Raw genomic sequence first — 22,992 nt, 5'->3', positions numbered from 1 at the left:
TCAGCGACCCCCGGGGTCGGCGATGGCGGCCCGCATGATCTGGCCGCCGATCCGGGCCGCCTCGGCGCTGCCACCGGAGCCGGCCTGCTCGAGCATCACGCAGACCGCGGAGACCGGCTTGCCGTTCTTGTCCAGCGCGAAGCCGACGAACCAGCCGTGGTCGGGCCGGTCCGGGGCGGACTGGGCGGTGCCGGTCTTGCCGCCGACCGTGTAACCGCTGATCGCGGCCTTCCGCCCGGTGCCCTTCTGGACCACGCCGACCATCATCTCGCGCAGGTCGGCCGCGACCTGCGGGCTGACCGGTTGGCGCAGCTCCCGCGACTTGGCGGTGTAGTAGCTGGTGGTGCGGTCCGGAGCGAGCAGCTGCCGCACCAGGTACGGCCGCTGCTGCTTGCCGTCGTTGGCGACTGCGGCGGCGATCAGAGCGCCTTGGAGCGGGGTCATCCGGACGTTGTTCTGGCCGATCGAGGACTGGGCCAGTGCGGCCGGGTCGGTGCTGCCGTCCGGGTTCTGCATGTCCCCGGTCCGGCTGGCCGCCGTCGGCAGACCGTCCTCGCCGAGCTGACCGACGGTGAGGTCGTCCTGCTCGAAACCGAACTGCCGGGCCTTCTCCTTGAGGGTGTCGGCGCCAAGCTGCACGCCGAGCTGAGCGAAGCCGGTGTTACACGAGTAGGTCACCGCGTCCAGCAGGCTGACCTGCGGATTCGGGCAGATCGACGGGTCGGCGTTGCGGATCGGGCTGCCCGAGGTGGGCGGGGTCCAGCTGGGACCGGCCGGGATCTGGGTGGTCTTGCCGATGCCGTTCTCCAGCGCCGCCGCGGCAACCACGATCTTGAAGGTGGAGCCCGGCGGCAGCGTCTCGGAGAGCGCGCGGTTCTTCAGCGGACCGTCCGGGTCCTGTTCGAGCTTGTTGAACGCCGCAGCCGCCTCGTTGCCGTTGTGGCTGGCCAGCGGGCTCGGGTCGAAGCTGGGCATGGAGACCAGCGCCTGTACCGCACCGGTACTCGGGTCGATGGCGATCGCGGCGCCCCGCTTCGCCCCCACCTGGTTGTTGCGCAGCTGGTCGTACGCCACGTCCTGCGCCCGCTTGGAGAGCGTCAGCAGCACGTTGCCACCGCCGGTGTCGTCGCCGGTGAACATGTCCTTCAACCGGTCGCCGATCAACGTGTCGCTGGTGCCGGCCAGGAAGTCGTTCTCCACCCGCTCGATGCCCTGGTCCGCGAGGTTGACCGGCTTGTAGCCGAGCACATGGGCGTACTTGGCGCCGCCCGGGTAGGTGCGCAGGAACTTCAGCGTGCCGTTGGTCGCCTTGCTGGTGGCCAGTGCCGTGCCGCCAGCCTCGATGTTGCCGCGCTTGTGGTCGTACTCGGCAACCTGGACCCGGCCGTTGTAGTCGCTGGTGCGGTATTCGTCGGCCTTGTAGGCCTGGATCCAGTTGAGGTTGGCGAAGAGCAGACCGAACAGGACCATGACGACGACGCCAACGCGGCGCAGTGGTGCGTTCACGGCTTGATCACCTCCGTGGGAGCACCGTGCAACTGCTCGGGCGGGCCACCGCTGGGCCGGGCGGCCTTGCCGCCGCTCCCGGTCACCGGCCGGCGTGCTCCGTCGGAGACCCGCAGCAGCACCGCGATGAGCAACCAGTTGGCCATCAGCGACGAGCCACCGGCGGACAGGAACGGGGTGGTCTGACCGGTCAGCGGGATGAGCCCGCTGATCCCGCCGACGATCACGAAGACCTGGAGGCCGAGGGTGAACGCGAGACCACCGGCGAGCAACTTGCCGAACGAGTCGCGTACCGCGAGGGCGGCGCGCAGCCCTCGCTCCACGATGAGCAGGTAGACGACGAGCAGTGCAGAGAGCCCGAAGAGACCGATCTCCTCACCGATGCCGGCGAAGATGAAGTCGTTCTCGACCTCGGGGAGGATCTCCGGCTGACCGCCGCCCGGCCCGGCCCCGAAGAGCCCGCCCGTGCCCAGGGCGAGCAGCCCCTGCACGAGTTGGTAGCCCTTGTCGGTCGGATCGGCGAACGGATCCAGCCAGATCTCCGCCCGCACGTAGAAGTTGGCGAACGGCCCACCGATGGTCGAGCCGAGGAAGTAGGCGAGGTACGCACCGCCGAAGAAGAGAACCAGGCCGATCAGCAGCCAGCTGACCCGTTCGGTGGCGATGTAGAGCGTCACCACGAACATGCCGAAGTAGAGCAGCGAGGTGCCCAGGTCCTTCTCGAACACGAGCACCAGGAGGCTGATCAGCCAGACCACGACCACCGGGCCGAGGTCACGCCCGCGCGGGAAGTCGACGCCGAGGAAGCGTCGGCTCGCCAGCGAAAGCACCTCACGCTTGCGCACCAGGTAGTAGGCGAAGAAGACCAGCAGCGCCAGCTTGGCGAACTCACCCGGCTGGATGGAGATGCTGCCGACCTGGATCCACAGCTTGGCGCCGTTGCGCTCGGAGATGCTCGCCGGCAGCACCGCCGGGAGCATCACCAGCACGATGCCACCCAACCCCAGGGTGTACGCGTACCGGGAGACCGAGCGGTGGTCACGCATGATGGCGAGCAGGGCGGCGGCGAGGATCACCGCGCCGAGCGTCCAGGCCAACTGCCTGCCGCCGACACCGGCGAAGATGGCCAGACTCTCCCGGTCGTCCACGGGTGCCTCGCCCAGGTCGAACCGGCGCAGGAAGCCCACCCCGAGCCCGTTGAGCAGGGCCACCGCCGGCAGCAGGGCCGGGTCGGCGAACGGGGCGAGGAACCTGATGACCAGGTGCAGCCCGAGGAACACCGCACCGAGCGCGGCGGCGGGCATCCAGAAGTCCGGGGTGACCGTGTCCAGCAGGTTCGCCTCGACGGTCGCCCCGTACGCGGCCACCAGCACCATCGCGAGCAGCAGCAGGGACAGCTCGGCGTTGCGGCGCGACCGCGCCAGGCGTACGCCGGACTGCTCGCCCGCGATGGCGGGCGAGGGTGCCGGTGTGGCCGCTACGGTCACGGGTGGAATCCTCGGGATCTCAGCCGACGCTCACTCAGGAGACCGGCAGCCGGCCGGGTCGAGCGCCGGCGTGGCCGAGTCGGAGGGCGTGACGTCGGGTGTGTTGGTCGGGCTGCTCGTACCGACAGCGGTGGTGGCACCGATGGTCGGGCTCGCGCTGACAACCCCGTTGGGGGTCGTCGACACGTTGGCGCTCGGGCTGCCGTTCGGGGTCGGCGTCGTACCGACCGCGGTCGGCGTGGGCGACGGCGTGCCGCCCACCGTGGCGTTCGGGTCGAGCGGGCAGAGCGGCTTCAGGTTGGGGTTGCTCGGGGTGTCGCTGGTCAGCTCGGCGAGCTGGCGCTCGGCGTCCGGCTCACTCTTGGCCCGGATGCCGACCTTCACGGTGTCCTGAGCGGCGACCGTGAGGTCGTCCAGTCGGGTGCCGCTGCGGCGGTGCACGGCGGAGAGGTCCATCCCGGCGATCTGACCTTGGACGCCGCGGAAGACGGCGACCTGCCCCTCGTCGGTGGCTCCCACGTAGTACTGCCGCTGGGTGTACGTCCAGCCGGCGAAGGCCCCTCCGCCGATGATGATCAGCAGGGCCAGCGCCATGGCGACGGTACGCATCGGGCGGCGTTTCGGCCGGTCCGACTCGTCGTCGGAGGCCGCCGGCTCCTCCGGCACGGCCGGGCGCGGCGCGGAGAGCGCCGAGGCACGGGCGGCCGGGGTCGAGTCGTCGGCCGAGGTCGCCATTCCCCGGTCCCGGGCGGCAGCGCCGCCCACGATCGGGGTCGCCTCGACGATGTCCTGATCAGTGGCATCGGCGATGATCACCGTGATGTTGTCCGGCCCACCGCCGCGCAGCGCGAGCTGCACCAGCCGCTCGACGCACTGCTGCGGGTCGGCGTACTCCCGCAGGGTCTCGCCGATGGTTTCGGCGCTGACCACACCCGAGAGGCCGTCGCTGCAGATCAGGTACCGGTCGCCGGGCAGAACCTGGCGCACCGAGTACTCCGGGTCGATGTCCCGGCCGTCCAGTGCCCGGGTGAGCAGCGACCGCTGCGGGTGGCTGCTCGCCTCCTCGGCGCTGATCCGGCCTTCGTCGACGAGCATCTGGACGTACGTGTCGTCCTTGGTGATCTGCGCGAAGTCGCCGTTGCGCAGTAGATAGGCCCGCGAGTCGCCGATGTGGACCATTCCCAGCTTGCTGCCGGTGAAGAGGGTCGCCGTCAGCGTGGTGCCCATCCCCTCCAGCTGTGGGTTGGCGTCCACCGTGTCGCGGAGTTGTTGGTTGGCGGTGCCCACGGCCGAACGCAACGCGTCGACGAGGGCGTCCCCTGGGACGTCCTCATCGAGCGGCGCCATGGCACCGATGACGATGTTGCTGGCGACGTCACCGGCGGCCATGCCGCCCATGCCGTCGGCAACGGCGAGTAGCCGCGGCCCGGCGTAGACGGAGTCTTGATTGCCGTCTCGGATCAGACCGCGGTCGCTGTGGGCCGCATAGCGCAGGGTCAGAGTCATGGCCGTAATTCGAGGGAAGTGCGGCCGATCCGGATCGGCACGCCGAGGGGGACGGGGGTTGGTCCGGTGACCTTAGCGCGATCTAGGTACGTGCCGTTAGTCGAGCCGAGGTCCTCGACGAACCACTGCCCGTCGCGCGGCATGAGCCGGGCGTGTCGCGCGGAGGCATAGTCGTCGGTGATGACCAGGGTGGAGTCCTCGGCTCGACCGATGGTGATCTGCGCTTCACCGAGAGTGATTCTCGTGCCGGCCAGCTGACCGGCTGTCACCACCAGCTGGTGCGCTGCCCTGCCCCGCTTCACCTTCGCCGGCTTCGCCGCCTGCCCCGTCGAGGCGCCCACCGCGCGTGGCGCGGCCACCAGGCGACCGGACCGGGCGCCCGCGAAGAGGTCTCGGCGAATGACACCGACCACCGTGAACACGAAGATCCACAGCAGGATCAGGAATCCGAACCGGGCAACGGTGATGACCAGTTCCGGCAAGGCGGGTCAGCCGTCCACGCGGAAGGTCAGCGTCGTCGTCCCGAGCTGGACCATGTCACCTGGATTGAGTGCGACGGCGGAGACCCGCTGCCCGTTGACCATGGTGCCGTTGGTCGACCCCAGATCAGTCAGCACGACCTGGCCGCCATCGAAATCCAACCGGGCGTGTCGCCGGGAGATGCCGACGTCGGGCAGACGCAGGTTGGCCTGGTCGCCGCGACCGATCACCGTCGACCCCATCTGAAGGGGGTAGGTGCGACCGTCGCCGGAGACCAGCCGCACGTTGCGACCGCCGCCGTGCCCGGGCGGCGGGCCGTAGCCACCGCCCTGGTCGTACGCGGGGTAGGCGGGCGGACCGGCGTCGTAGCCGGGTGCCGACACCGGGGCGACCTCGCCACCGGTGTAGACCTCGGCCGTGACGCGGAACATGCCCGTGTCCAGGCCCTCGCCTCGCTCGATCTCGACGATCACGTCGCCGTAGACCGTCCAGGCCTGCTCGCCGATGAACTCCGCCTGCGACTGGGCCAACTCCTGGGCCAGCGCAGCGGCGTACGGCGCCAGCCGACTGTGGTCGAACGGCGAGAGATCGATCACGTAGCGGTTGGGCACCAACGTGCGCCCACCGGCCAGGATCGCCTTGTGCGCCTCGGCCTCCCGCTGCATGGCGTTGAGGATCTCCACGGGGTGGACCACCCCTTTGAAGACCTTGGCGAAGGCCCCTTCGACCAGGCCTTCCAGACGCTTCTCGAAGCGTTGCAGCACGCTCACCGGCTCCTCCTCGGGTCCCGAGGACATGATGGTATCCGGCCGGCGCGCGCGCAGCTCACACGCCGCTCGGCCGCCTGGTCTCGACCCGTTCGGAAGGGTCGGGATTGCCGTGCTAATCTTTCGACCGCCACGAACGGTAATCGTTCGAGGCGAGCGACTGGGACAGCGTAGTATTCCCGAGGCCCACTGGAGACAGCGGGACGGGGCGGCTAGAGTGTTCCGGGTTGTGCCACGGGGATGTGGCGGAATGGCAGACGCGCACGGTTCAGGTCCGTGTGCCCGAAAGGGCGTGGGGGTTCAACTCCCCCCATCCCCACCACCGACGAGGGCTCCGCTTGATGCGGGGCCCTTCCGTCATATCAGGGCGTGCCGGGCGTCACGCTATGCTCCGATGGATTCTGCCTCCGATGGACCAGGAGTGGCGTGTGAGTGTCGCGTTGGTGACAGGGTCGGGTGGCCTGATCGGCTCCGAGGCGGTCCGGCACTTCGCCGGCCTCGGTCTGGACGTCGTCGGCATCGACAACGACATGCGCCGGTACTTCTTCGGCGAGGACGGCTCCACCTCGTGGAGCCTTGAGCGGCTCGGCCGTGACCTGGGTAACGCGTACACCCATTTCGCGGTGGACATCCGGGACCGGGACGGCCTGGAGCAGGTGTTCAAGAAGTACGGCTCGGACATCGCCGTGGTGATCCACAGCGCTGCGCAGCCGAGCCACGACTGGGCAGCCAAGGAGCCGTACACGGACTTCGACGTGAACGCCGGCGGCACGCTCAACATCCTGGAAAACACCCGCCGGCACGCGATCGACGCCCCGTTCATCCACTGCTCGACCAACAAGGTCTATGGCGACCGGCCCAACAGCCTGCCGCTGATCGAGTTGGAGACACGGTACGAGCTGCCCGAGGACCACCGCTGGTACCAGGGCATCACCGAAGAGATGTCGATCGACCACTCACTGCACTCGGTCTTCGGGGCCTCCAAGGTCGCGGCGGACGTGATGGTTCAGGAGTACGGGCGCTACTTCGACATGAAGACCGCCTGCTTCCGGGGCGGCACGCTGACCGGGCCGGCGCACTCCGCCGCCGAGCTGCACGGGTTCCTGGCCTACCTGATGCGCTGCGTCATGGAAGGTCGGACATACAACCTGTTCGGCTACAAGGGCAAGATGGTGCGGGACGCGATCCACTCGCGCGACGTGCTGACCGCGTTCGAGGCGTTCTTCCGGGCCCCGCGATCCGGGGAGGTCTACAACCTCGGCGGCGGCCGGCACTCCAACACCTCCCACATCGAGGCGTTCCGGATCGCGGAAGAGATCACCGGCCGTGAGGCGCAGATCAACTACGTCGAGCAGAACCGCACCGGCGACCACCAGTGGTACGTCAGCAGCATGGCCCGGTTCGAGGCGCAGTACCCGGACTGGAAGATCACTTATGACGTCCCGATGATCCTGCGGGAAATCTACGAGGCCAACGTGGACAAGTGGGTGCCCGAAGCATGACCACGCGGACCAAGCGCAACGTGCTCGGCGTCCTGGTCGACGCCACCGACTACGCCACGGCGACCGACGCGGTGGTGACCGCGGCGCACGAGCGGCGCCCGCTCGCGCTCACCGCGTTGGCCGTGCACGGTGTGATGACCGGGGTGCTGGACCCGGCGCACAACGCGCGGCTCAACTCCTTCGACCTGGTCACGCCGGACGGGCAGCCGGTGCGCTGGGCACTCAACCTGCTGCACCACGCCGGGCTCACCGACCGGGTCTACGGGCCCACGCTGACTCTGCACGTGCTGTCGCGCTTCGCCGACGAAGGGCTGCCGGTCTACCTGTACGGGTCGACCGAGGAGACCCTCGCCAGGTTGATCCCGGCGCTGGAGCGGATGTTCCCCGCGCTGAAGATCGCCGGGGTGGAGCCGTCCAAGTTCCGTGCCGTCCAGCCGGGCGAGGATGCCGAGATCGCGGACCGGATCCGGTCCAGTGGTGCCCGGCTGGTTCTGGTCGGGCTCGGCTGCCCGCGCCAGGAGGTCTTCACGTACGCCATGCGACCGCTGCTCGACATGCCGCTGATGGCGGTCGGCGCGGCCTTCGACTACCACGCCGGGCTGCTGCGCCAGCCCCCGCCGTGGATGCAGCGCGCCGGCCTGGAGTGGTTCTGGCGTCTCGGCCTGGAGCCGAAGAGGCTGTGGCGCCGCTACGTGATCCTCAACCCGGCCTACCTGACCCGGCTCGCCGCACAGAAGACCGGCCTGTGGAAGGCCCGCCCGCCGGCACCGGCCACCGAGCGGCCGGCAACCTTCTCGGTCTGATCCCGATCCGTACGACACGAGGCCCCACCCGGCGTGCCCAGGGTGGGGCCTCGGTCGTGGGAGACGGTCAGACGGTCAGGGTCCAGGTGTTGATGTAGCCGGTGTCGGCCGAGTAGGTGTCCCGCACCTGGAGCCGCCAGGTGCCGTCGGCGGCCTCACCGGACACGTTGGCCGTGTAGGTGGTGTTCACGTTGTCGGCGCTGTCCGAGGTGCTGCTGTTCTTCAGACGGTATGCGCTGCCGTCCGGGGCGAGCAGGTCGATGACCAGGTCACCGCGGTAGGTGTGCACGATGTTCACCGCCACCGTGGAGGCCGACGAGGCGTTGCGACCGCAGCCGGAGATGGTGATCGGGCTGGTCACCGCCGCGCCGGCGTCCGGGATCGACACGTCCGTGCCGTTGGTGCCGGTGCAGCCGGTGGGCGGCGGCGGGGTGGTGCCGGTGCCCACGTAGAGCAACAGGTTCGGCGAGCCCGAGCCGGGGTTGGTCACCACGTTGGGGGTCGCGTTGGCCACCAGCTGGTTGCGAACCTGCTGCGGGGTCCAGCTCGGGTTGGCGCTGGCCACCAGGGCAGCCGCTCCGACCACGTGGGGCGTGGCCATCGAGGTGCCGCTGATCGTGTTGGTCGCGGTGTTGCTGCTGTACCAGGCCGACGTGATCGACGACCCGGGGGCGAAGATGTCCAGGCAGGTGCCGATGTTGGAGAACGACGAACGGGCGTCGGTGTTGGTCGTCGAGCCGACCGTGATGGCCTCCGTGGTGCGCGCCGGCGAGGTGTTGCAGGCGTTCGCGCCACTGTCGTTTCCGGCCGCGAGGCCGTACGTCACACCGGACGCGACCGAGTTGCGGACCGCGGTGTCCAGGGAGCTGTTCGCGCCGCCGCCGAGGCTCATGTTCGCCACAGCCGGCTTGATCGCGTTCTGGGTCACCCAGTCGACGCCGCCGATCACGCCGGCGTTGGTGCCACTGCCGGAGCAGTTCAGCACCCGTACGCCGACCAGCTGGACGCCCTTGGCCACCCCGTACGCGGACCCGCCGACGGTGCCGGCCACGTGTGTACCGTGCCCGTTGCAGTCGTCGGCCGACCCGCCGTCCACCGCGTCGTAGCCGGAGGTGGCCCGGCCACCGAAGTCGTTGTGGGAGAACCGGATGCCGGTGTCGATGATGTAGGCGTGCACGTTGCTCGCCGTGTTCGGGTAGGTGTAGGAGCTGTCCAGCGGCAGGTTGCGCTGGTCGATCCGGTCCAGGCCCCAGGAGGGCGGGTTGGCCTGCGTCCCGGAGATCGACACGGTGTGGTTCTGCTCGACGTACGCCACCGCCGGGTCGGCCGCGATCCGCGCCGCGGCGTTGGCGCTCACCGTGACCTCGAAGCCGCGCAGCGCCGCGCCGTAGGTGCGGGCCACCGTGCCGCCGTGACGGCCGGAGAGCCGCTTCGCGGTGTCGCCGACCCGGTCCCGGGCCACCGCGCTGTCCTTGAGAACGACGATGTAGCTGTCCGGCACGGCGGTGGCTCCGCCGGCGGCCTGAACCACGCCAACGGGTTCGGCGGCCAGGGCTGGGGTGCCGACGGCCAGCACGGTCGCCGTGGCCACCCCGACCAGTACGGACCTGCGTGGAAGACCCATTTCCTACCTCCCTCCGACCGGTGGCGGAACGCGACCACCGGTCCCAACATCAATCGACAATCGCCGATCTAGCTGAGGGTAGGTCAGTGACCGGACAGTTGGACATGTCGAAACGTCCATAACTTCCGGAGGATGCCCCCTACGGGCCTGGCGTCCGGGATGAACGGGGGACCGGCCCGGATTCGGCCCGCCTCGATCCGGGAAAGACTCTCGTGCATGGAGAGTCAGCTCACCATCCTGCTCCCGGTCGCCGCCGTCTGGCTGGCCGCCGGCGTCGTTGCCGACGGGCTTCCCCGGCTGCGCAACACCCACATGCTGCACCGGCGTACCGGATGGTTGCTGGTGCTGGCCCTCACCGGCGTGGCGCTCACCACGGCCGTGCTCGGCGCCGGCCTGCTCAGTGCCGGCACCGCACCGGTCGACCAGGCCGCCGCCGGGCTCACCCTGGTCGCCGGCCCGGCGCTCGTGGCGACGGTCTGCTCCGTACGGCGGATCCGCCGGCTGCGGGCCGGGGCCGGCGCATTCGCCAGTGCCCCTGCCACGCCTGCGCCACACGGGCTGCGCGCCGCCGCGGCCCACCCGCTCGTCGGGCTGCCACTACAGGCGACCGCTCTGGCCACGGTGCCGGCGGTGATAGCGGCGGTCGGCACCGACCTCGGAGCCGACCCCAGTGTCACCGGGCCGGCGATCACCGTGGGCGCGCTCGCGGTGGTGGCCATCGGGGTCCGGCACGCGCTACGGCACAGCCGGTTCGCCGAGCAGGTCCAACCGCACACACCTCGGTCAGCGCGAGCGACCGACCCCCTGCACATATAGCAACTCCAGGATCGAGCGTGTCGCCTCGAACCAGCGGTCGAGCCAGTCCTGCGACGGCACGCTGCCCTTGGGTGGCAACTCCATGAGCAGGCCACGCAGCAACGGGTGCTCAGCCAGGGACTCGCTGGGCTCCATCGGCCATCCGGCCGGCGGGAACGACGGCTCGACCAGCGGGTTCGGGTCCAGCGAGGGCAGCGAGAACGGAGGATCCGTCGCCTCGGAGGACCCCTCCCGCCCGCTCAACTCCTGGTCGGTCGAGACCACCTCGGTCAGAACGGTGTCCCGACGGGCCCCGCGGTACTTGCCACCGAATCGTTCCGGCTTGGCCGGACCGTTGGTGAGGTTGTCTGAACCGATCGTTGTCATCCGTCTCGCCTACCTCGCTCGGTTGCGGGTCGGTGCGGCGGGTCGTCGACCAGCGCCGTACCGACCGGTTCAACGAGACGGACCCGCTGTGGCGACGGGATTCCCGGCGGAACCTCGCCGAGCCTGACGGCAACGCGGCGACCTGCGCCGCCGGTCCCCGGATACGGGAAGGTCCCGTCCGGTCGAAACCGGACGGAACCTCACGTGACCACTTTCAGGCCGAAACGAACGCGCCGCCTCTGGTGCCGGCGACGAAGGCGTGCCAGTCATGTTGAGCGAAGACCAAGGCCGGGCCGGCCTTGTCCTTCGAGTCCCGCACTCCGACCGCCCCCGTCACGTACGCCACCTCCACGCAGTTGTCACAGTTCGGCCCGCTCTTCGAGCTCTTGAACCATGCTGCCTGCGTCAGGTCCACGGGGAACCCCTTGGTCGCCATTTCCACAACGGCTCCTCTGCCAGTTTTGCGATGTGTGCGACGGACTCCTCCGGACGTATGGCCGCAGCGCGGATGTGATCGAAGATGAAGCTGTACTTCTGTAGTTCGTCGCTCTTCTCGAGGAAGAGCCCACCCGTGGCGTTCTCCGCGTACACAACATCCGGATCACCGGGCTCAGGGAAGCTGAGGATCGTGAAAGTGCCGTCCATGCCGGCGTGCGCACCCACCTCGAAGGGCAGGATCTGCAGCGTCACGTTCGGCAACTCGGCCACCTCGACCAACCGCTTGAGTTGGCCGCGCATCACCTCGTCCCCGCCCACCGGCCGACTTACCACCGCCTCATCGAGCACCACCCACAGATCGACCGGATCGTCCTGGGTCAATAACGACTGACGGCCCAGACGGACACGCACCCTTTGGTGAACCTGATCCGCGGTGAAGTCCGGCCGGGCGGCACGGATCATCGCCCCGGCGTACTCCTCGGTCTCCAGAAGGCCCGGCACGACCTGCTGTTCGTACGCCCGGATCGAACTCGCGGCCGCCTCCAGCCCGACGTATGCGCCGACGAGCACCGTGCTGTACGGGTGCCACCAGCCCTTCTGTCGGGCCTCCCGCGCGATCTGCACGAGCTCGTCGCTCTCGGCACCGACCACGCCGTAGATCCGCAGCATGTCCCGCACGTCGCGAGGGGTGGCCGTGGTGTGCCCGGTTTCGATGCGGGAGACCTTCGACGCCGAGCACTCCAACTGCTCGGCGACCACCTCGATCGTGATTCCGGCGGACTCCCGCTGGCGGCGCAGCTCGGCACCGAGCCGCCGCCGTCTGATGGTGGGACTGCGCCGCTCACTCATCGCGCAACCCGTGAGTCACTGGTCCCCGCCGCTGGCTGCTCGACCCCACTCGGGCTACCTCCGTCGACGCGCCACTGGGTGACACCCGCCGGGGGCGCGACCGTCGACCGGCGAGCGTTCGCGACGAAGGGGGTGGTGCCGGTCCTCGGCCGGCCGCGACGGGCGAAACCGCTCTCAGTGTGCCGTCCGGACGCGGACGGCTTCAATAGGCCTTTCGCGCGACTCGCTCACGTATCGGCAAAAGTCGACGTGCAACTTGCATGAAGCACGTCCCTGATGCACTCTGTCCGTATGGCTCGGATCACTCAGCGTCTCCGTCTGCTCCCTCGGAGTGGTGACCCCACCGATCCGGGGAAGCTGGGCACGACGCGGGCCCGGCCGACGACACCGAGACCTGCTCCGGGGTGAAGACCCCGCCGCTGCAAGCCGGCAAGCTGCGGCGGCGGGCGCGGTTCCCGGAAGCAGCCGGGTGATGGTCGGGTGGCGGCACGCCACCAGCGGGGTACGGCCCGACCACCACCATCCGCACCACCGGTTCACGAGGCACGACCCCGTCGCCGGCCGAGACGTCCCCAGTTCAGGCACCGCCGGCACGACCGCCGGCCGATCCTCCCCAGGAGCCCATGTGCTTCCCCGCACCGGTGACGTACTGCACGTGACTCGCGCGGCGAGTGTCCAGTTCCTCAGGCCCATCAAGTTCCGGGTGATCCGGGTGCTCGACTGGCCTACCTATGACGGCTGGCTCTGGCTCGACGGCTACGAGTTGAACGCCGCGGGCGACGCGGTGAACCGACGTTCGATCTTCGTCCAGCGGGAAGGGCTGCAGCAGCTGCAGGCCGCCCCCGAGCCCCGCCCGCACACCGTACGGGCCCGGCGGCCGGTCGCCCGTACCCCGCTTCGGGTGGGCTGACCGACCCGATCCGCCGCCGGTGGGCGTGCCGTCGCCATAGAATTGGTACGCCCACCCCGGCACCGTTCCACCCGCGCGTCCAGGACCCTGACCCTGGGATGGTCATGGTCAATCAGCCCGCCCTGCGGCGGCACCACCGCTCCCGTATCGCCTATGCATTTGGACTGCTCGCCCTCCTGGGGGCGATGGCCACACTCCTGGTCCTCGTCCGCGACCCGGCGATGTCGTCCACCCGGCTGACCGCACCGGTGCCCGCACCGGAGATCACCGTGGTCGACGCCGACCCGCCGACGGACGACGGTCCGTCGGTGCGCGAGGAACCCGGCTGGATCGGCGCCGGCGCCCCGGGCAACCACGCCGGAGCTGCCGACCCGACCGGGCCGGTGTCCGGCCTTGGCGCCGGCGGCCAGTCCGACGGCCGTCAGGACGACCTCACCGAAGCAGCTCCGGCCGGGCACACCGCGACGGACATCCGCCGCTCGCTGTTCTGGTCCGGGATCTTCGGCCTCACCATCTCGCTGGCCGGCCTGGGCCTGGTCGGCGCTCGCCGTCGGATGTGGTGACCGCCGGTCAGGGCGTGCTCGTCACCGTGGGGCTCGGTGTGGTCGGGCTCGGTGTGGTGGAGGGCTGGGTCTGGGAGATGACCAACAACACCTGGTCGTCTGTCGACACCCGCGTGCCCGCCCCCGGCTCGGTGCCCACCACAGTGCCGGGCGGCAGCTCCGACGGGCGGAACACCACCCGGTAGGACAGGCCGAGCCGGTCCAGCAACCCCTCGGCGGTGGCCTGCGGCAGGCCGGTGAGCGGTGGCACCGGCACCTGGGCCGACTCGGTGGTGGTCGCCGGGCTGCTCGGCGTCTCGCTGGTCGGCGCCGCCGAGGTGGGAGATGCGCTGGTCGGTGCGGCGCTGGTGGCACTGGCGGGCGGGAGTGACGGGGTGGACCCCGGATCATCCCGGTCGTCATCCTGCTGGGAGAGCACCAGCCAGAGCCCTCCACCCAGCAGGCCGGCGAGCAGCAGCGCGAGCACACCCCAGAGGATCGGCAGCCACCATCGCCGGCCACCCTGTTCCTCGACGTACCACTCCCCGGAGGGGTCAGCCGGCTGGGGCGACCGAACCTCCGCCCGCCCGGACCACGACGGCGAGGTCGGGCGCTCCGCGGGTATCCGCGCCGTCCGGTCGGCCGGCGGGCCCGGCTGCGTGCCAGCGGAACGATCGATCGGCATGGTCTGGTCGGGGGACGCGGCGGGACCAGCCGGGACAGCCCGGTCGATCGGAGCCGTCTCGTCTGGCGATGCGGGCCGCTTGATCGGAGCCGTCTGATCCGGCTCGGCGGCGGGTCGTGCCGGTTGCGGTTGCTCCGGCCGGTCGCCGGCGGCTGGCAGAGGGCGGGTCCGGTCGTCGTCGTGCTCGCCGGCGGGCGGCTCCTGGCGGTCGTCGCTCATCGCACGTCCTTTCCCGAACCGGACGGGCGTCATGGCCCTCGACCGTCAACCTAGTCGCCGACACCGTCGTCGGTGGGGATCAGGGAGCGGGTTTCGTGGTCGGCGGTTGGAGGGGGCCCGCCCCACACCAGATGCTGACCTCGTCGTTCCAACGCGCCGGGCCGTCCTCGGCCGGCTCCTGCCGGACGACCTTTCCGCTGCGGCCGCTGACGTAACGCGGGTAGAGGCCCTCGTCGACCAACTCGTCGACGGCCTTGGCGCAGTCCTTTCCGACCACGTCCGGCACCTCAGCGGCTGGCGCTGGCCCAGCCACCTGCAGTTGCACCGTCGTACCCCGGGCAACCTCGGTGCCCACGTCCGGTGAGGTGCTCTCGACCGTACGACCGGTGCCACCGCCGAAGACCAGCCGCCAGCCCAGCCGCTGCTTGCGCAGCATGTCCCGGGCCTCCACGAAGTCGGTGCCGATCACCGGTGGCACGGTCAGGCCCGCCCCCTTGGTCGGGGTGGCGGAGGTCCGGACGGCCGACGGCGTGGTGCGATCGACGCTCGGGCGGGGCGCGGTGGCCCGGCCGGTCGGCGGACCGGTCGTGGTCGCGACGGCCAGCGGATCCCCCGAAGGTGTGTCGTCCTCGCCGGCCAGCAGCCAGCCGCCGGTCGCGCCGACCACGGCGAGCAGCACAGCAGCCAACCCACCACCCAGCATTACGCTGGCCCGCCCCGCCCCGCCGCCGTCCCGGCCACCGGCGGCATCCTGCCGACCTGTGTTCGTGTCCGTCATACCGCCCACCGCCTCATTACCGGCGACCGTACCGTCCGCCGCCCAATCCGCCGCATCGGCGGTCCATGCCGGCGGGTCGTTGCGACTCGCCGCGTTGACGACGGGACGTTACGCTGCCCGGCATGGCCAGACAGGGCTGGGGAATGTCGATCGCCACGGCGATCGGGGTCGCTGCCGGAGCGGGTGCCGCGCAACTGGGCTTCGGATACGGGCTGGGCGTCATCACCTGGACGCCCAGCGATGCCGGGGCCACCGACACAGCCTGGGCGGATGGCCTCGCCTGGGCCACCTGGCTCGCCGCCAGCTCGACGGTCCTCGGTGCGGTCTGCGCGCAGCGGCTACACCACCGCAACGCACCGACGACGGCCGAGCCGCAGGTGACCGGCTCGAAGGCGACGGACGCTTCGGACGCCACGACCACGCCGGAGGAGGCGACCCTTGGCACCGAGCGTCCACCTGCCGCCGAAGCCGTCGCCCCGGAGGCGACAGGCGGGCAGGTCTCCGAGACCCCGCCCAACGACCGTGACGGCCTGCTGCGGCGGGTGACCGTTGCGCTCGGCGCCGGCCTCGGCGGGCTGGTCACGGTGCTGCTGATCGCCGTACCGGCGCGGGTCGCGACCGGCGCCGACACCGGCGCACCACAACGGACGGCCGCCGTACAGGCGGTGCTGGGCATCCTGATCGGCGTGCTCGTCGCGATCTGGGCGCTTCGCTCCCGGGCCGCCGCGGTCAACGTGACCGTGACTGCCGCCTGGCTCTGGCTGCTCGCGGTGGTCTCGGTGATCGACGGGGTACGCGTCGGACGAGGGCTGACCGGCGCTCAGCTCGGCACCTGGCAGCTCGACCCGGACCACTCGCGGTACTGGATCGGGGACCAGCTCTACTGGCCCGGTGCGCTGCTGGCACTCGTGCCCGCACTGCTGATCGGCGTGCTGGCCGCCCGACGGGCCGCCAGGTCGATCGGGCACCGCGTCGGCGCGGCGGCTTCCGGCGCGGCCGGCCCGATGCTCGTCGCGCTCGCCTACCTCACCACCCTGCCGCACTGGTCGACGCTGGGCCCCGCGCAGTTGTCCACCCAACTGATCGCCCCGTACGCGGTGATCGCCGGTGTCGGCGGCTCGGTGCTGGCCGCCGTCCTCGCCGAGCGGGCCGACCGGAGTCGGGCAGTCGAACGGAGTCGGGCCGGACACCGGCGTCGGGCGGACGAGCAGAGTGCGGCTGACCCGGACACGAAAGCCGACCCGACGCCGGCCACCGTCAGCGGATCGATCCCGAACGCTCTGGCCAACCCACCGTCGGGCGCCAAGGCCGATTCGGTGCCGTCGACGGCCAGAATCCCCGCTCGGCGCAGCAGGTCCGACGCCCGACCGCAGGCGCCCAGGACGGGCTCCCTGCCAGGCGAGGCCACAGCCGCGCCCCGGGTGCCCGCGCCACGTACCGGCCCGGACCTCTCCGGTCCGGCCCATCCTGCCGACGCGGAAACGGCGGAGGCTCCAACGCCAACCAGCCGAAGCGCCCGCCCCACTCGCCGCTCCAACCGCCCCACCACCGACTAACCCGGCCCTCCGGGCCTGACCCACCCACTCCGTTGATCATGAAGTTGTTGCCAGCCCGCGCGGCGTGTCGTGGCAACAACTTCATGATCGACGCGGCCGTCCGGGGGGGCGCGGCCTGGGGCGGGGTCAGTCGACTGGCCAGGTGTGGACGGGCTCGTTGGTGCGCTGGAGTTCCGCGTAGCGCTGGACCATGTGGTGCAGCGCGGCCGCACGGTCCATGCCGTGACGTCGTTCGGCAGCCCAGACCGCCTCGGTCTGCCAGACGGCACCGTTGCGGCCGGTTCGGCAGCGCTGCTCGATGATGCCGAGCAGTCGATCCCGCTCCGCCGGGGCGACACCGAACCCGTCCAGGCCGGCCGCGGCGGTGGGCAGCAACTGCTCCAGCACCAGCCTGGTGACCGGCACGTCGCCGAGCCCGGGCCAGTGCAGCACGGCGTTGAGGCCACGTCGGGCGGCGGCGTGGAAGTTCTCCTCAGCGGAGCTGAAGGTGAGCCGACTCCAGATCGGACGATCCGCCTCGGCCAGCCCGCGGGCCAGCCCGAAGTAGAAGGCCGCGTTGGCCAGCATGTCCACCACCGTGGGGCCGGCCGGCAGCACCCGGTTCTCCACCCGCAGGTGCGGGCGGCCGTTCATGATGTCGTAGACCGGGCGGTTCCACCGGTAGACCGTGCCGTTGTGCAGTCGCAGTTCCCCGAGCTGCGGCACACCGCCGGCGTGCAGCACCTCCACCGGGTCCTCGTCCTCGCAGATCGGCAGCAGCGGTGGGAAGTACCGGACGTTCTCCTCGAACAAGTCGAAGATCGACGTGATCCACCGCTCGCCGAACCACACCCGGGGCCGTACGCCCTGTGCCTTGAGCTCGTCCGGACGGGTGTCGGTGGCCTGCTGGAAGAGGGCGATCCGCGTCTCGGCCCACAGTTGGCGGCCGTACAGGAAGGGGCTGTTGGCCCCGATTGCGACCTGCACACCGGCGATGGCCTGGGACGCGTTCCAGTAGTCGGCGAAGCTGTCCGGTGCCACCTGGAGGTGGAACTGGAGGCTGGTGCAAGCGGCCTCGGGGGCGATCGAGTCGGTATGCGTCCGCAACTGCTCGACGCCGCGGATGTCCAGCTCGATGTCCTCACCCCGGGCGCCGACGATCTGGTCGTTGAGCACCCGGTAGCGCTCGTTGGTGGAGAGATTGTCCTCGACCAGGTGCCCCTCGGTGAGGGTGGGCAGGATGCCGACCAAGACGATCTTCGCGTCGGACTTGGCCGCGCGCTCGTCGGCCCGGGCGAGGCTGCCGCGCAGGTCATTTTCGTAGTCGGCGAAGCCGGTGCCCTCGATCAGTCGGGGCTCGGCGTTGAGTTCCAGGTTGAACTGCCCCAGTTCGGTCTGGAAGAGCGGGTCGGCGATGTCGGCGAGGATCTCCTCGTTGCGCATCGCCGGCTCGGCCGCCGAGTCGACCAGGTTGAGCTCGATCTCCAGCCCGGTCATCGGCCGGTCGGCGTCGAACCCGAAGTCGTCCAGCATCAGGGCGAAGACGTCCAGGCACCGCCGCACCTTCTGCCGATAACGGACGCGATCATCCCGGGTGAAGGCGCCTTCCGAGACGTCCCTGCCCATGTGTCCTCCCGACGGCCGGCGCGATCGGGATCCTGCCGTCCCGGAAGCGCATTGTGAACCATCCACGTTAGGAGCGCCCACCTGACCGGGGCCAGAGGCCAACGGCGGTGATCCGACGTCGACCCGGGCGGGTGCGCTCGTGGCGGCATCTGTACCCCGTCGGCGTCCGACCGGACCCGGTGGCGGTGCGAACATCTCGTGACAATTTCCACGACGTCCGCGTCGGGCGGGGAGACGGCGCAGGGCCCGCGCCGACGTGCGGCGCGGGCCCTGCGTACCGATGATCCGGGCGGATCAGGCCTGGCGGACGGCCTCGCCCTCGATCTCGATCTTGATCTTGCGGCTGACCAGCACGCCCCCGGTCTCCAGGGCGACGTTCCAGGTCAGGCCGAACTCCTCGCGGTCGATCTCGGTGCTCGCGGAGAAGCCGAAGATGTCCTGGCCGAACGGGCTACGACCGACACCCTCGAACTCCACCTCCAGCTCGACCGGCCGGGTGACGTCCTTGATGCTCAGCTCACCGGTGAGCACGAACTCGTTGCCACGACGGGACTTGACCCCGGTGCTGCGGAACTCGAGCGTCGGGAACTTCTCCGAGTCCAGGAACTCGGGGCTGCGCAGGTGCGCGTCCCGGTCGGCCTGGGTGGTGTCGATGCTGGCCGCCTGGATGGTCGCGGCGACCGACGACTGCAGCGGGTCCTCGGCGACGGTGATGGTGGCGGTCGCCTCGTTGAACTCGCCGCGGACCTTGCTCACCATCATGTGCCGGGCCACGAAGCCCACCCGCTTGTGCGCCACGTCGAGCGCGTAGGTGCCGGCCGTCGGGATGGTGAGGCCGTCCCAGTCGCGGGTAACCGCATCGATGCTGCTGGTCATGCTGCTGTCCTCCAGGAGAATTGTTTAGTAGCCCAACGACTGCTTGAGCAAATATAACCGCAACAACATTCCCCGTGTCAAGTACTGCTAGTATGAACGCGTGACCAACGTCTTCGACGATCCCCGGATCACCGCCGTCGGCCTGCTCTTCGAGGCACACGCCGGGCTGTCAACCCGGTTCAACGCCCAACTCGAGGAGCACGGCCTCTCCGCGGTCGAGTTCGAGGTCATCACCCGCCTGGCCCGCTCACCGGGCAATCAACTGCGCATGACCGACCTCGCTGCGCAGACCTCCCTGTCGACCAGCGGCGTGACGCGCGTGGTGGACCGGATGGAACGTGACGGGTTACTCACCCGGCGGGCATGTCCGAGCGACCGGCGCAGCTCGTACGCGGTGGTCACCGCCGCCGGGATGGACCGACTGAACGAGACGCTACCCGGGCACCTGCAGATGATCGAGCAATGGTTCACCGGCCAACTCGACTCCGAGGCACTGGCGGCTCTTCTCGACGGGCTGCGCCGGGTCCGCGACGCCGCACATCCCTGCGCCACCGCCGGCAGCGACGGCGTCAGCACGGAGCAGCAGATCGCCGGCAACAACAGCGTCACCCAGCCCTGAGCACCGCGCGCTGACGGGCTGGCAGCACCGGCAGAAAGACCGGCAGAACTGACCCAGCCAAGCCGGATGACTCGGTCTAAACCGACTTTCTACCCCCGTAGCGGTGGCAGGCTTCGTGCACCGGGGATCACCGGGGGGTGACGGCGCGGGCGGACAGCGAGGGGCAGCACCAAGGGGGCTTTCCGTCCGCGCCACTCTCCCGCCCGGGCCGCCCCAGCCCCGCCCAGGGCCTCTGGTCCGTCGCGACTACTGAGCTGCCGGCCCGCCCCGAGCGGCGGTCAGTGCGTAGAGCAGTCCCGACTCCTGCGGCAATAGCCGAATGCCGCTCTCCTGGCACACGCGGTCCAGCCGATCGAGGACCGCCGGGTCCGCAGTGCTCGCGGCCAGCCCCACCAGCGCCTCCACCGCGTCTCTGCGATCCTGACCCGCGTCGTCGGCGGCGGCAGCGAACCACTCGGCGGCCAACTCCCGATCACCGAGGTGCAGCGCCAGATTCCCCTCGATCAACGCACAGAGCCCCGCCTCCGGCGCACCCCAGGACAGCGCCGCGTCATCCGAGCGCGGACGCGGCGGCACAGGCCGGCGGGCCGGCGTACGCACCGATCCGGCCCCGGCAGCCTCCGCGGCCCCCGCGCGCAGCTCGGTGAGCACCTCGGTCGCCTCCGCGCCACGCCCATCCTGGGCGAGCGCCAACCCGACCGTCCCGAGCACCCGGCGTCGGCGCCCCGGATCACCCAGCTCGGACAACGCCGTGATCGTCCGCCGGCCCTGGTCGACGGCGTCCGCGTACCAGCCCTCCAGGCGGGCGACCTCGGCTCGATTGGCCCAGGCCAGCACCCGCAGTTGCTGCTCCCCACTCTCGGCGGCGAGTCGGTCCGCCGCAGCGAGCCGGCGGCGAGCCGCTGCCAGGTCGCCAGCCCGGATCTCGTGCCAGGCGAGGCTGTTCTGGGCCACCGCCAGGTCTCGGGTCCGTCCGTTCCGGGCGGCCAACCGCAGCAACGCCTCGGCCTGCTCGCGAGCCTCGTCCTGTCGGCCGACGGAGATCAGCAGGGTGCCGAGCACGTTTCGCGCCTCCAACTCCCCGGTGACATCGCCGGCCTGCTGGAAGGTGTCCAACGCCGCTTGCGCCGTCGGTAGTTCCTCGGCGCCCGCGCCGTGCTCGGCCGCGAGCCGGGCGACCCCGAGGGCGGCCCAGCCACGCAGGACCGGGTCGGCCTCGGCGGTACGCGGGTCCGCCAGCAGCCGCCGCAGCCACTGCCGTCCGGCGACGTCGCGCCCACGAAACCGCCACCAGCGGGCCAGGCAGGCCGCCAGCCGCAGCGCGGTCAACGGGTCGTCGGTGGCCGCGTGGGCCAGCGACGAGCTGATGTCACTGCTCATGTCGTCCAGCCGGTGCACCGCCTCGGGCAACCGTGCGCCGACCAGGTCGGTCGCGGTCCGCGCCACCAGCCGCGTGATCACCTCCGCGTGCCGGCGCCGGATGCAGGTCAGCTCACCCCCGCCGGCCGCCTGCTCGACGGCATAGTCGCGGACCGCGTCGAGCAGCCGGAACCGGAACGAACCGGTGCCCCGTACGCTCAGCAGCCCGAGCTCGACGAACCGGTCCAACATCGGAACCGGGTCGATCGCCACCGTGCCGTCCCGGTCGGCCTCGTCGGCGAGCATCTCCTCAGCCAACTCCACCGACCAACGGTTGCCGAACACGGCGAGTTTCCGCAGCGCTGCCCGCTCGTCCGGTGCCAGCAATCGGTAGCTGGTCGCCACCGCGTCCCGCAGGGTGACCGTGGCCGCCACCGCCGCACGGCTGGTGTCGGGGCCGCTCGACCGACGGGTGAGCGCATCCGGTGCGTCCCAGCCGGGGTGCGCCGCCGGATCGGCGGGAGTGGCGAGGTCGAGCACCCGGTCGCCGTACCGGTCAAGCAGTTCGGTGAGATCGAGGAGTCGGCCCCGGGCGGCCATCAGCTCGATGGCCAACGGCAGCCCTCCCAGCCGGCGAACCAGCGCGGCGAGCGCTGGCAGCTCCTCCGGGGTGGGCGGCTCCCGGCGGACCTGGGCGAGCCGGGCGGTGAACAACGCGACCGCCGGCCACGATCCGAGCGTGGCAGGTCCTGCGCGTTCGGCGTCCGGTGGCGGCACGTCGAGCGGCGCGACCGGCCAGACCCGCTCGCCGGGTAGCCCGACCGGGTGCCGTCCGGTGACCAACACCCGCAGCGAGGGCAGGGCACCAATCAGCCGATGCAGGGTCGCGGCTACCGGGCTCGGGGCGCGTTCCACCGCGTCCATCACCAGCAGCGCCGGCCGCCCGGCGAGCCGGGCCACGAGGTCCGGCAGCCGCGCCGCGCCGAGCACGGCCGTCGAGGCGGCGAGCACGTCCGGCCCGTCCGAGCCCTCGCCGACCAGCACCCCGGCCACGCCGCCCGGGTGGGCGACGGCCACCACGTGCGCCACCGACGTCGCCAGCGCGGTCTTACCGACCCCGGCCAACCCGACCAGGCTCACCAACCGGGGCCCTCGCTCCGCCGTCAGCATCCCGGCCAACTCGGTGAGGTCGCGGTCCCGGCCGATCAGCGTGACCGGTGGCGGGAGGGCGACCGGCGGGTCGGCGGGTGCGGATGCCGACGTGGTTCCGCCGACCGCGAGCGCCGTCGAGGTGGCGTCCGGCTGGGTTGACTCGGCGCCGGAGGGCCCACGGGCCGCGGCCAGGAACGCCAACCGGTTGGCGCCGGTCAGCGCCAGCGCCGCGGCGAGCAGCTCGACAGTGGTGCGTTGTGGCCGGACCGACCGCCCACGCTCCAGGTCACGCACCGTCCGCACACCCACCCCGGACCGGGACGCCAGCTCGGCCTGGGTCAGGCCGGCGGCGCGTCGATGCCCGCGGAGCAGCTCCGGCAGAGGGGTACGGCCAGCCGGGCTCCGCGACCGATCATGAGGCGGAGTCATGGGCACGAAGAGTACGGATCGACTCCGACCATCGGCAGTCGATCGTCGGGCTATTGACGCCCACCCGCCGAAACCCGACAGCCGTACGGACAGCCCGCCAGGACGAGCCGGTGGACCC

General features: G+C 70.8%; 21 protein-coding genes and 1 tRNA gene. 8 read left to right on the top strand and 14 right to left on the bottom strand.

The window, feature by feature from the left end:
• From PCA76_RS00370 to PCA76_RS00350, 5 genes are read right to left on the bottom strand one after another with little or no spacing between them, the layout of a single operon-like run.
• Entirely contained in the window at positions 1 to 1,506 is a 1,506-nt protein-coding gene (locus tag PCA76_RS00370) for a peptidoglycan D,D-transpeptidase FtsI family protein (RefSeq protein WP_272614468.1), read from the bottom strand.
• Positions 1,503 to 2,993: an FtsW/RodA/SpoVE family cell cycle protein gene (locus tag PCA76_RS00365; protein WP_442930186.1), complete on the bottom strand. Its 1,491-nt coding sequence runs from the start codon at positions 2,991 to 2,993 to the stop codon at positions 1,503 to 1,505. The genes PCA76_RS00370 and PCA76_RS00365 overlap by 4 nt, the downstream gene beginning before the upstream one ends.
• A 30-nt stretch (positions 2,994 to 3,023) precedes the next feature.
• Positions 3,024 to 4,499 (bottom strand): PP2C family protein-serine/threonine phosphatase, encoded by a 1,476-nt coding sequence (locus PCA76_RS00360; protein ID WP_272614467.1) that lies wholly within the window; start codon positions 4,497 to 4,499, stop codon positions 3,024 to 3,026.
• The gene (locus tag PCA76_RS00355) at positions 4,496 to 4,981 is read right to left on the bottom strand and encodes an FHA domain-containing protein FhaB/FipA (protein ID WP_272614466.1); all 486 of its coding nucleotides are present in this window, start codon (positions 4,979 to 4,981) and stop codon (positions 4,496 to 4,498) included. Before PCA76_RS00355 ends, PCA76_RS00360 begins: the two co-directional genes overlap by 4 nt.
• A gap of 6 nt (positions 4,982 to 4,987) precedes the next feature.
• Positions 4,988 to 5,776, bottom strand: a complete 789-nt coding sequence (locus PCA76_RS00350) for an FhaA domain-containing protein (protein WP_007454122.1) — start codon at positions 5,774 to 5,776, stop codon at positions 4,988 to 4,990.
• Between the two features lie 206 nt (positions 5,777 to 5,982).
• Here PCA76_RS00350 and PCA76_RS00345 point away from each other — a divergent pair.
• The 3 genes from PCA76_RS00345 to PCA76_RS00335 all read left to right on the top strand — a co-directional run bounded on the left by PCA76_RS00345 (position 5,983) and on the right by PCA76_RS00335 (position 8,051).
• Positions 5,983 to 6,068, top strand: a tRNA-Leu gene (locus PCA76_RS00345).
• A gap of 64 nt (positions 6,069 to 6,132) precedes the next feature.
• Positions 6,133 to 7,248 carry an NAD-dependent epimerase/dehydratase family protein gene (locus PCA76_RS00340; RefSeq protein ID WP_272614465.1) on the top strand — a complete coding sequence of 372 codons (1,116 nt, stop codon included), beginning with the start codon at positions 6,133 to 6,135 and terminating at the stop codon, positions 7,246 to 7,248.
• Positions 7,245 to 8,051, top strand: a complete 807-nt coding sequence (locus PCA76_RS00335; RefSeq protein ID WP_272614463.1) for a WecB/TagA/CpsF family glycosyltransferase — start codon at positions 7,245 to 7,247, stop codon at positions 8,049 to 8,051. Before PCA76_RS00340 ends, PCA76_RS00335 begins: the two co-directional genes overlap by 4 nt.
• A 67-nt stretch (positions 8,052 to 8,118) precedes the next feature.
• Here PCA76_RS00335 and PCA76_RS00330 read toward each other — a convergent pair whose 3' ends face one another.
• Positions 8,119 to 9,675 carry a S8 family peptidase gene (locus PCA76_RS00330; RefSeq protein WP_272614462.1) on the bottom strand — a complete coding sequence of 519 codons (1,557 nt, stop codon included), beginning with the start codon at positions 9,673 to 9,675 and terminating at the stop codon, positions 8,119 to 8,121.
• Positions 9,676 to 9,891: 216 nt separating this feature from the next.
• On the opposite strand from PCA76_RS00330, the gene PCA76_RS00325 reads away from it, so the two are divergent.
• A complete protein-coding gene (locus tag PCA76_RS00325) occupies positions 9,892 to 10,491 on the top strand; it encodes a hypothetical protein (protein WP_272614461.1) in 600 nt (199 codons plus the stop codon).
• On the opposite strand, the gene PCA76_RS00320 is transcribed toward PCA76_RS00325, so the two are convergent.
• From PCA76_RS00320 to PCA76_RS00310, 3 genes are all read right to left on the bottom strand, one after another.
• Positions 10,459 to 10,857 (bottom strand): hypothetical protein, encoded by a 399-nt coding sequence (locus PCA76_RS00320; protein ID WP_272614459.1) that lies wholly within the window; start codon positions 10,855 to 10,857, stop codon positions 10,459 to 10,461. The two genes, PCA76_RS00325 and PCA76_RS00320, sit on opposite strands and share 33 nt — an antisense overlap.
• Positions 10,858 to 11,071: 214 nt before the next feature.
• Positions 11,072 to 11,293, bottom strand: a complete 222-nt coding sequence (locus tag PCA76_RS00315) for a DUF397 domain-containing protein (protein WP_272614458.1) — start codon at positions 11,291 to 11,293, stop codon at positions 11,072 to 11,074.
• The gene (locus PCA76_RS00310) at positions 11,263 to 12,144 is read right to left on the bottom strand and encodes a helix-turn-helix domain-containing protein (protein WP_030487606.1); all 882 of its coding nucleotides are present in this window, start codon (positions 12,142 to 12,144) and stop codon (positions 11,263 to 11,265) included. The genes PCA76_RS00315 and PCA76_RS00310 overlap by 31 nt, the downstream gene beginning before the upstream one ends.
• Before the next feature lie 625 nt (positions 12,145 to 12,769).
• Here PCA76_RS00310 and PCA76_RS00305 point away from each other — a divergent pair.
• A complete protein-coding gene (locus tag PCA76_RS00305) occupies positions 12,770 to 13,054 on the top strand; it encodes a hypothetical protein (RefSeq protein ID WP_272614456.1) in 285 nt (94 codons plus the stop codon).
• Between the two features lie 98 nt (positions 13,055 to 13,152).
• Positions 13,153 to 13,617 carry a hypothetical protein gene (locus PCA76_RS00300; RefSeq protein WP_336298037.1) on the top strand — a complete coding sequence of 155 codons (465 nt, stop codon included), beginning with the start codon at positions 13,153 to 13,155 and terminating at the stop codon, positions 13,615 to 13,617.
• Positions 13,618 to 13,624: 7 nt separating this feature from the next.
• On the opposite strand, the gene PCA76_RS00295 is transcribed toward PCA76_RS00300, so the two are convergent.
• Both PCA76_RS00295 and PCA76_RS00290 read right to left on the bottom strand, forming a co-directional pair.
• On the bottom strand, positions 13,625 to 14,500 hold the full coding sequence (locus PCA76_RS00295) for a PASTA domain-containing protein (RefSeq protein ID WP_272614453.1): 876 nt from the start codon (positions 14,498 to 14,500) through the stop codon (positions 13,625 to 13,627).
• A 79-nt stretch (positions 14,501 to 14,579) separates the two neighbouring features.
• Entirely contained in the window at positions 14,580 to 15,278 is a 699-nt protein-coding gene (locus tag PCA76_RS00290; RefSeq protein WP_272614452.1) for a PASTA domain-containing protein, read from the bottom strand.
• A 122-nt stretch (positions 15,279 to 15,400) separates the two neighbouring features.
• Here PCA76_RS00290 and PCA76_RS00285 point away from each other — a divergent pair, with 122 nt between their 5' ends.
• A complete protein-coding gene (locus tag PCA76_RS00285; RefSeq protein ID WP_272614450.1) occupies positions 15,401 to 16,834 on the top strand; it encodes a hypothetical protein in 1,434 nt (477 codons plus the stop codon).
• 126 nt (positions 16,835 to 16,960) lie between these two features.
• Here PCA76_RS00285 and PCA76_RS00280 read toward each other — a convergent pair whose 3' ends face one another.
• The gene (locus PCA76_RS00280; RefSeq protein WP_272614448.1) at positions 16,961 to 18,439 is read right to left on the bottom strand and encodes a glutamate--cysteine ligase; all 1,479 of its coding nucleotides are present in this window, start codon (positions 18,437 to 18,439) and stop codon (positions 16,961 to 16,963) included.
• A 294-nt stretch (positions 18,440 to 18,733) separates the two neighbouring features.
• Positions 18,734 to 19,315 (bottom strand): YceI family protein, encoded by a 582-nt coding sequence (locus tag PCA76_RS00275; protein ID WP_272614446.1) that lies wholly within the window; start codon positions 19,313 to 19,315, stop codon positions 18,734 to 18,736.
• Between the two features lie 100 nt (positions 19,316 to 19,415).
• Here PCA76_RS00275 and PCA76_RS00270 point away from each other — a divergent pair, with 100 nt between their 5' ends.
• Positions 19,416 to 19,934, top strand: coding sequence for a MarR family winged helix-turn-helix transcriptional regulator (locus PCA76_RS00270; protein WP_272614444.1), 519 nt, complete (start codon positions 19,416 to 19,418; stop codon positions 19,932 to 19,934).
• 246 nt (positions 19,935 to 20,180) lie between these two features.
• Here the strand turns inward: PCA76_RS00270 and PCA76_RS00265 are convergent, their stop codons facing one another.
• Positions 20,181 to 22,874 (bottom strand): ATP-binding protein, encoded by a 2,694-nt coding sequence (locus PCA76_RS00265; protein ID WP_272614443.1) that lies wholly within the window; start codon positions 22,872 to 22,874, stop codon positions 20,181 to 20,183.
• Positions 22,875 to 22,992: the final 118 nt, after the last annotated feature.

Source organism: Micromonospora sp. LH3U1, assembly GCF_028475105.1.
Lineage (GTDB): Bacteria > Actinomycetota > Actinomycetes > Mycobacteriales > Micromonosporaceae > Micromonospora.
This window is presented reverse-complemented; position numbering and strand designations above follow the sequence as displayed.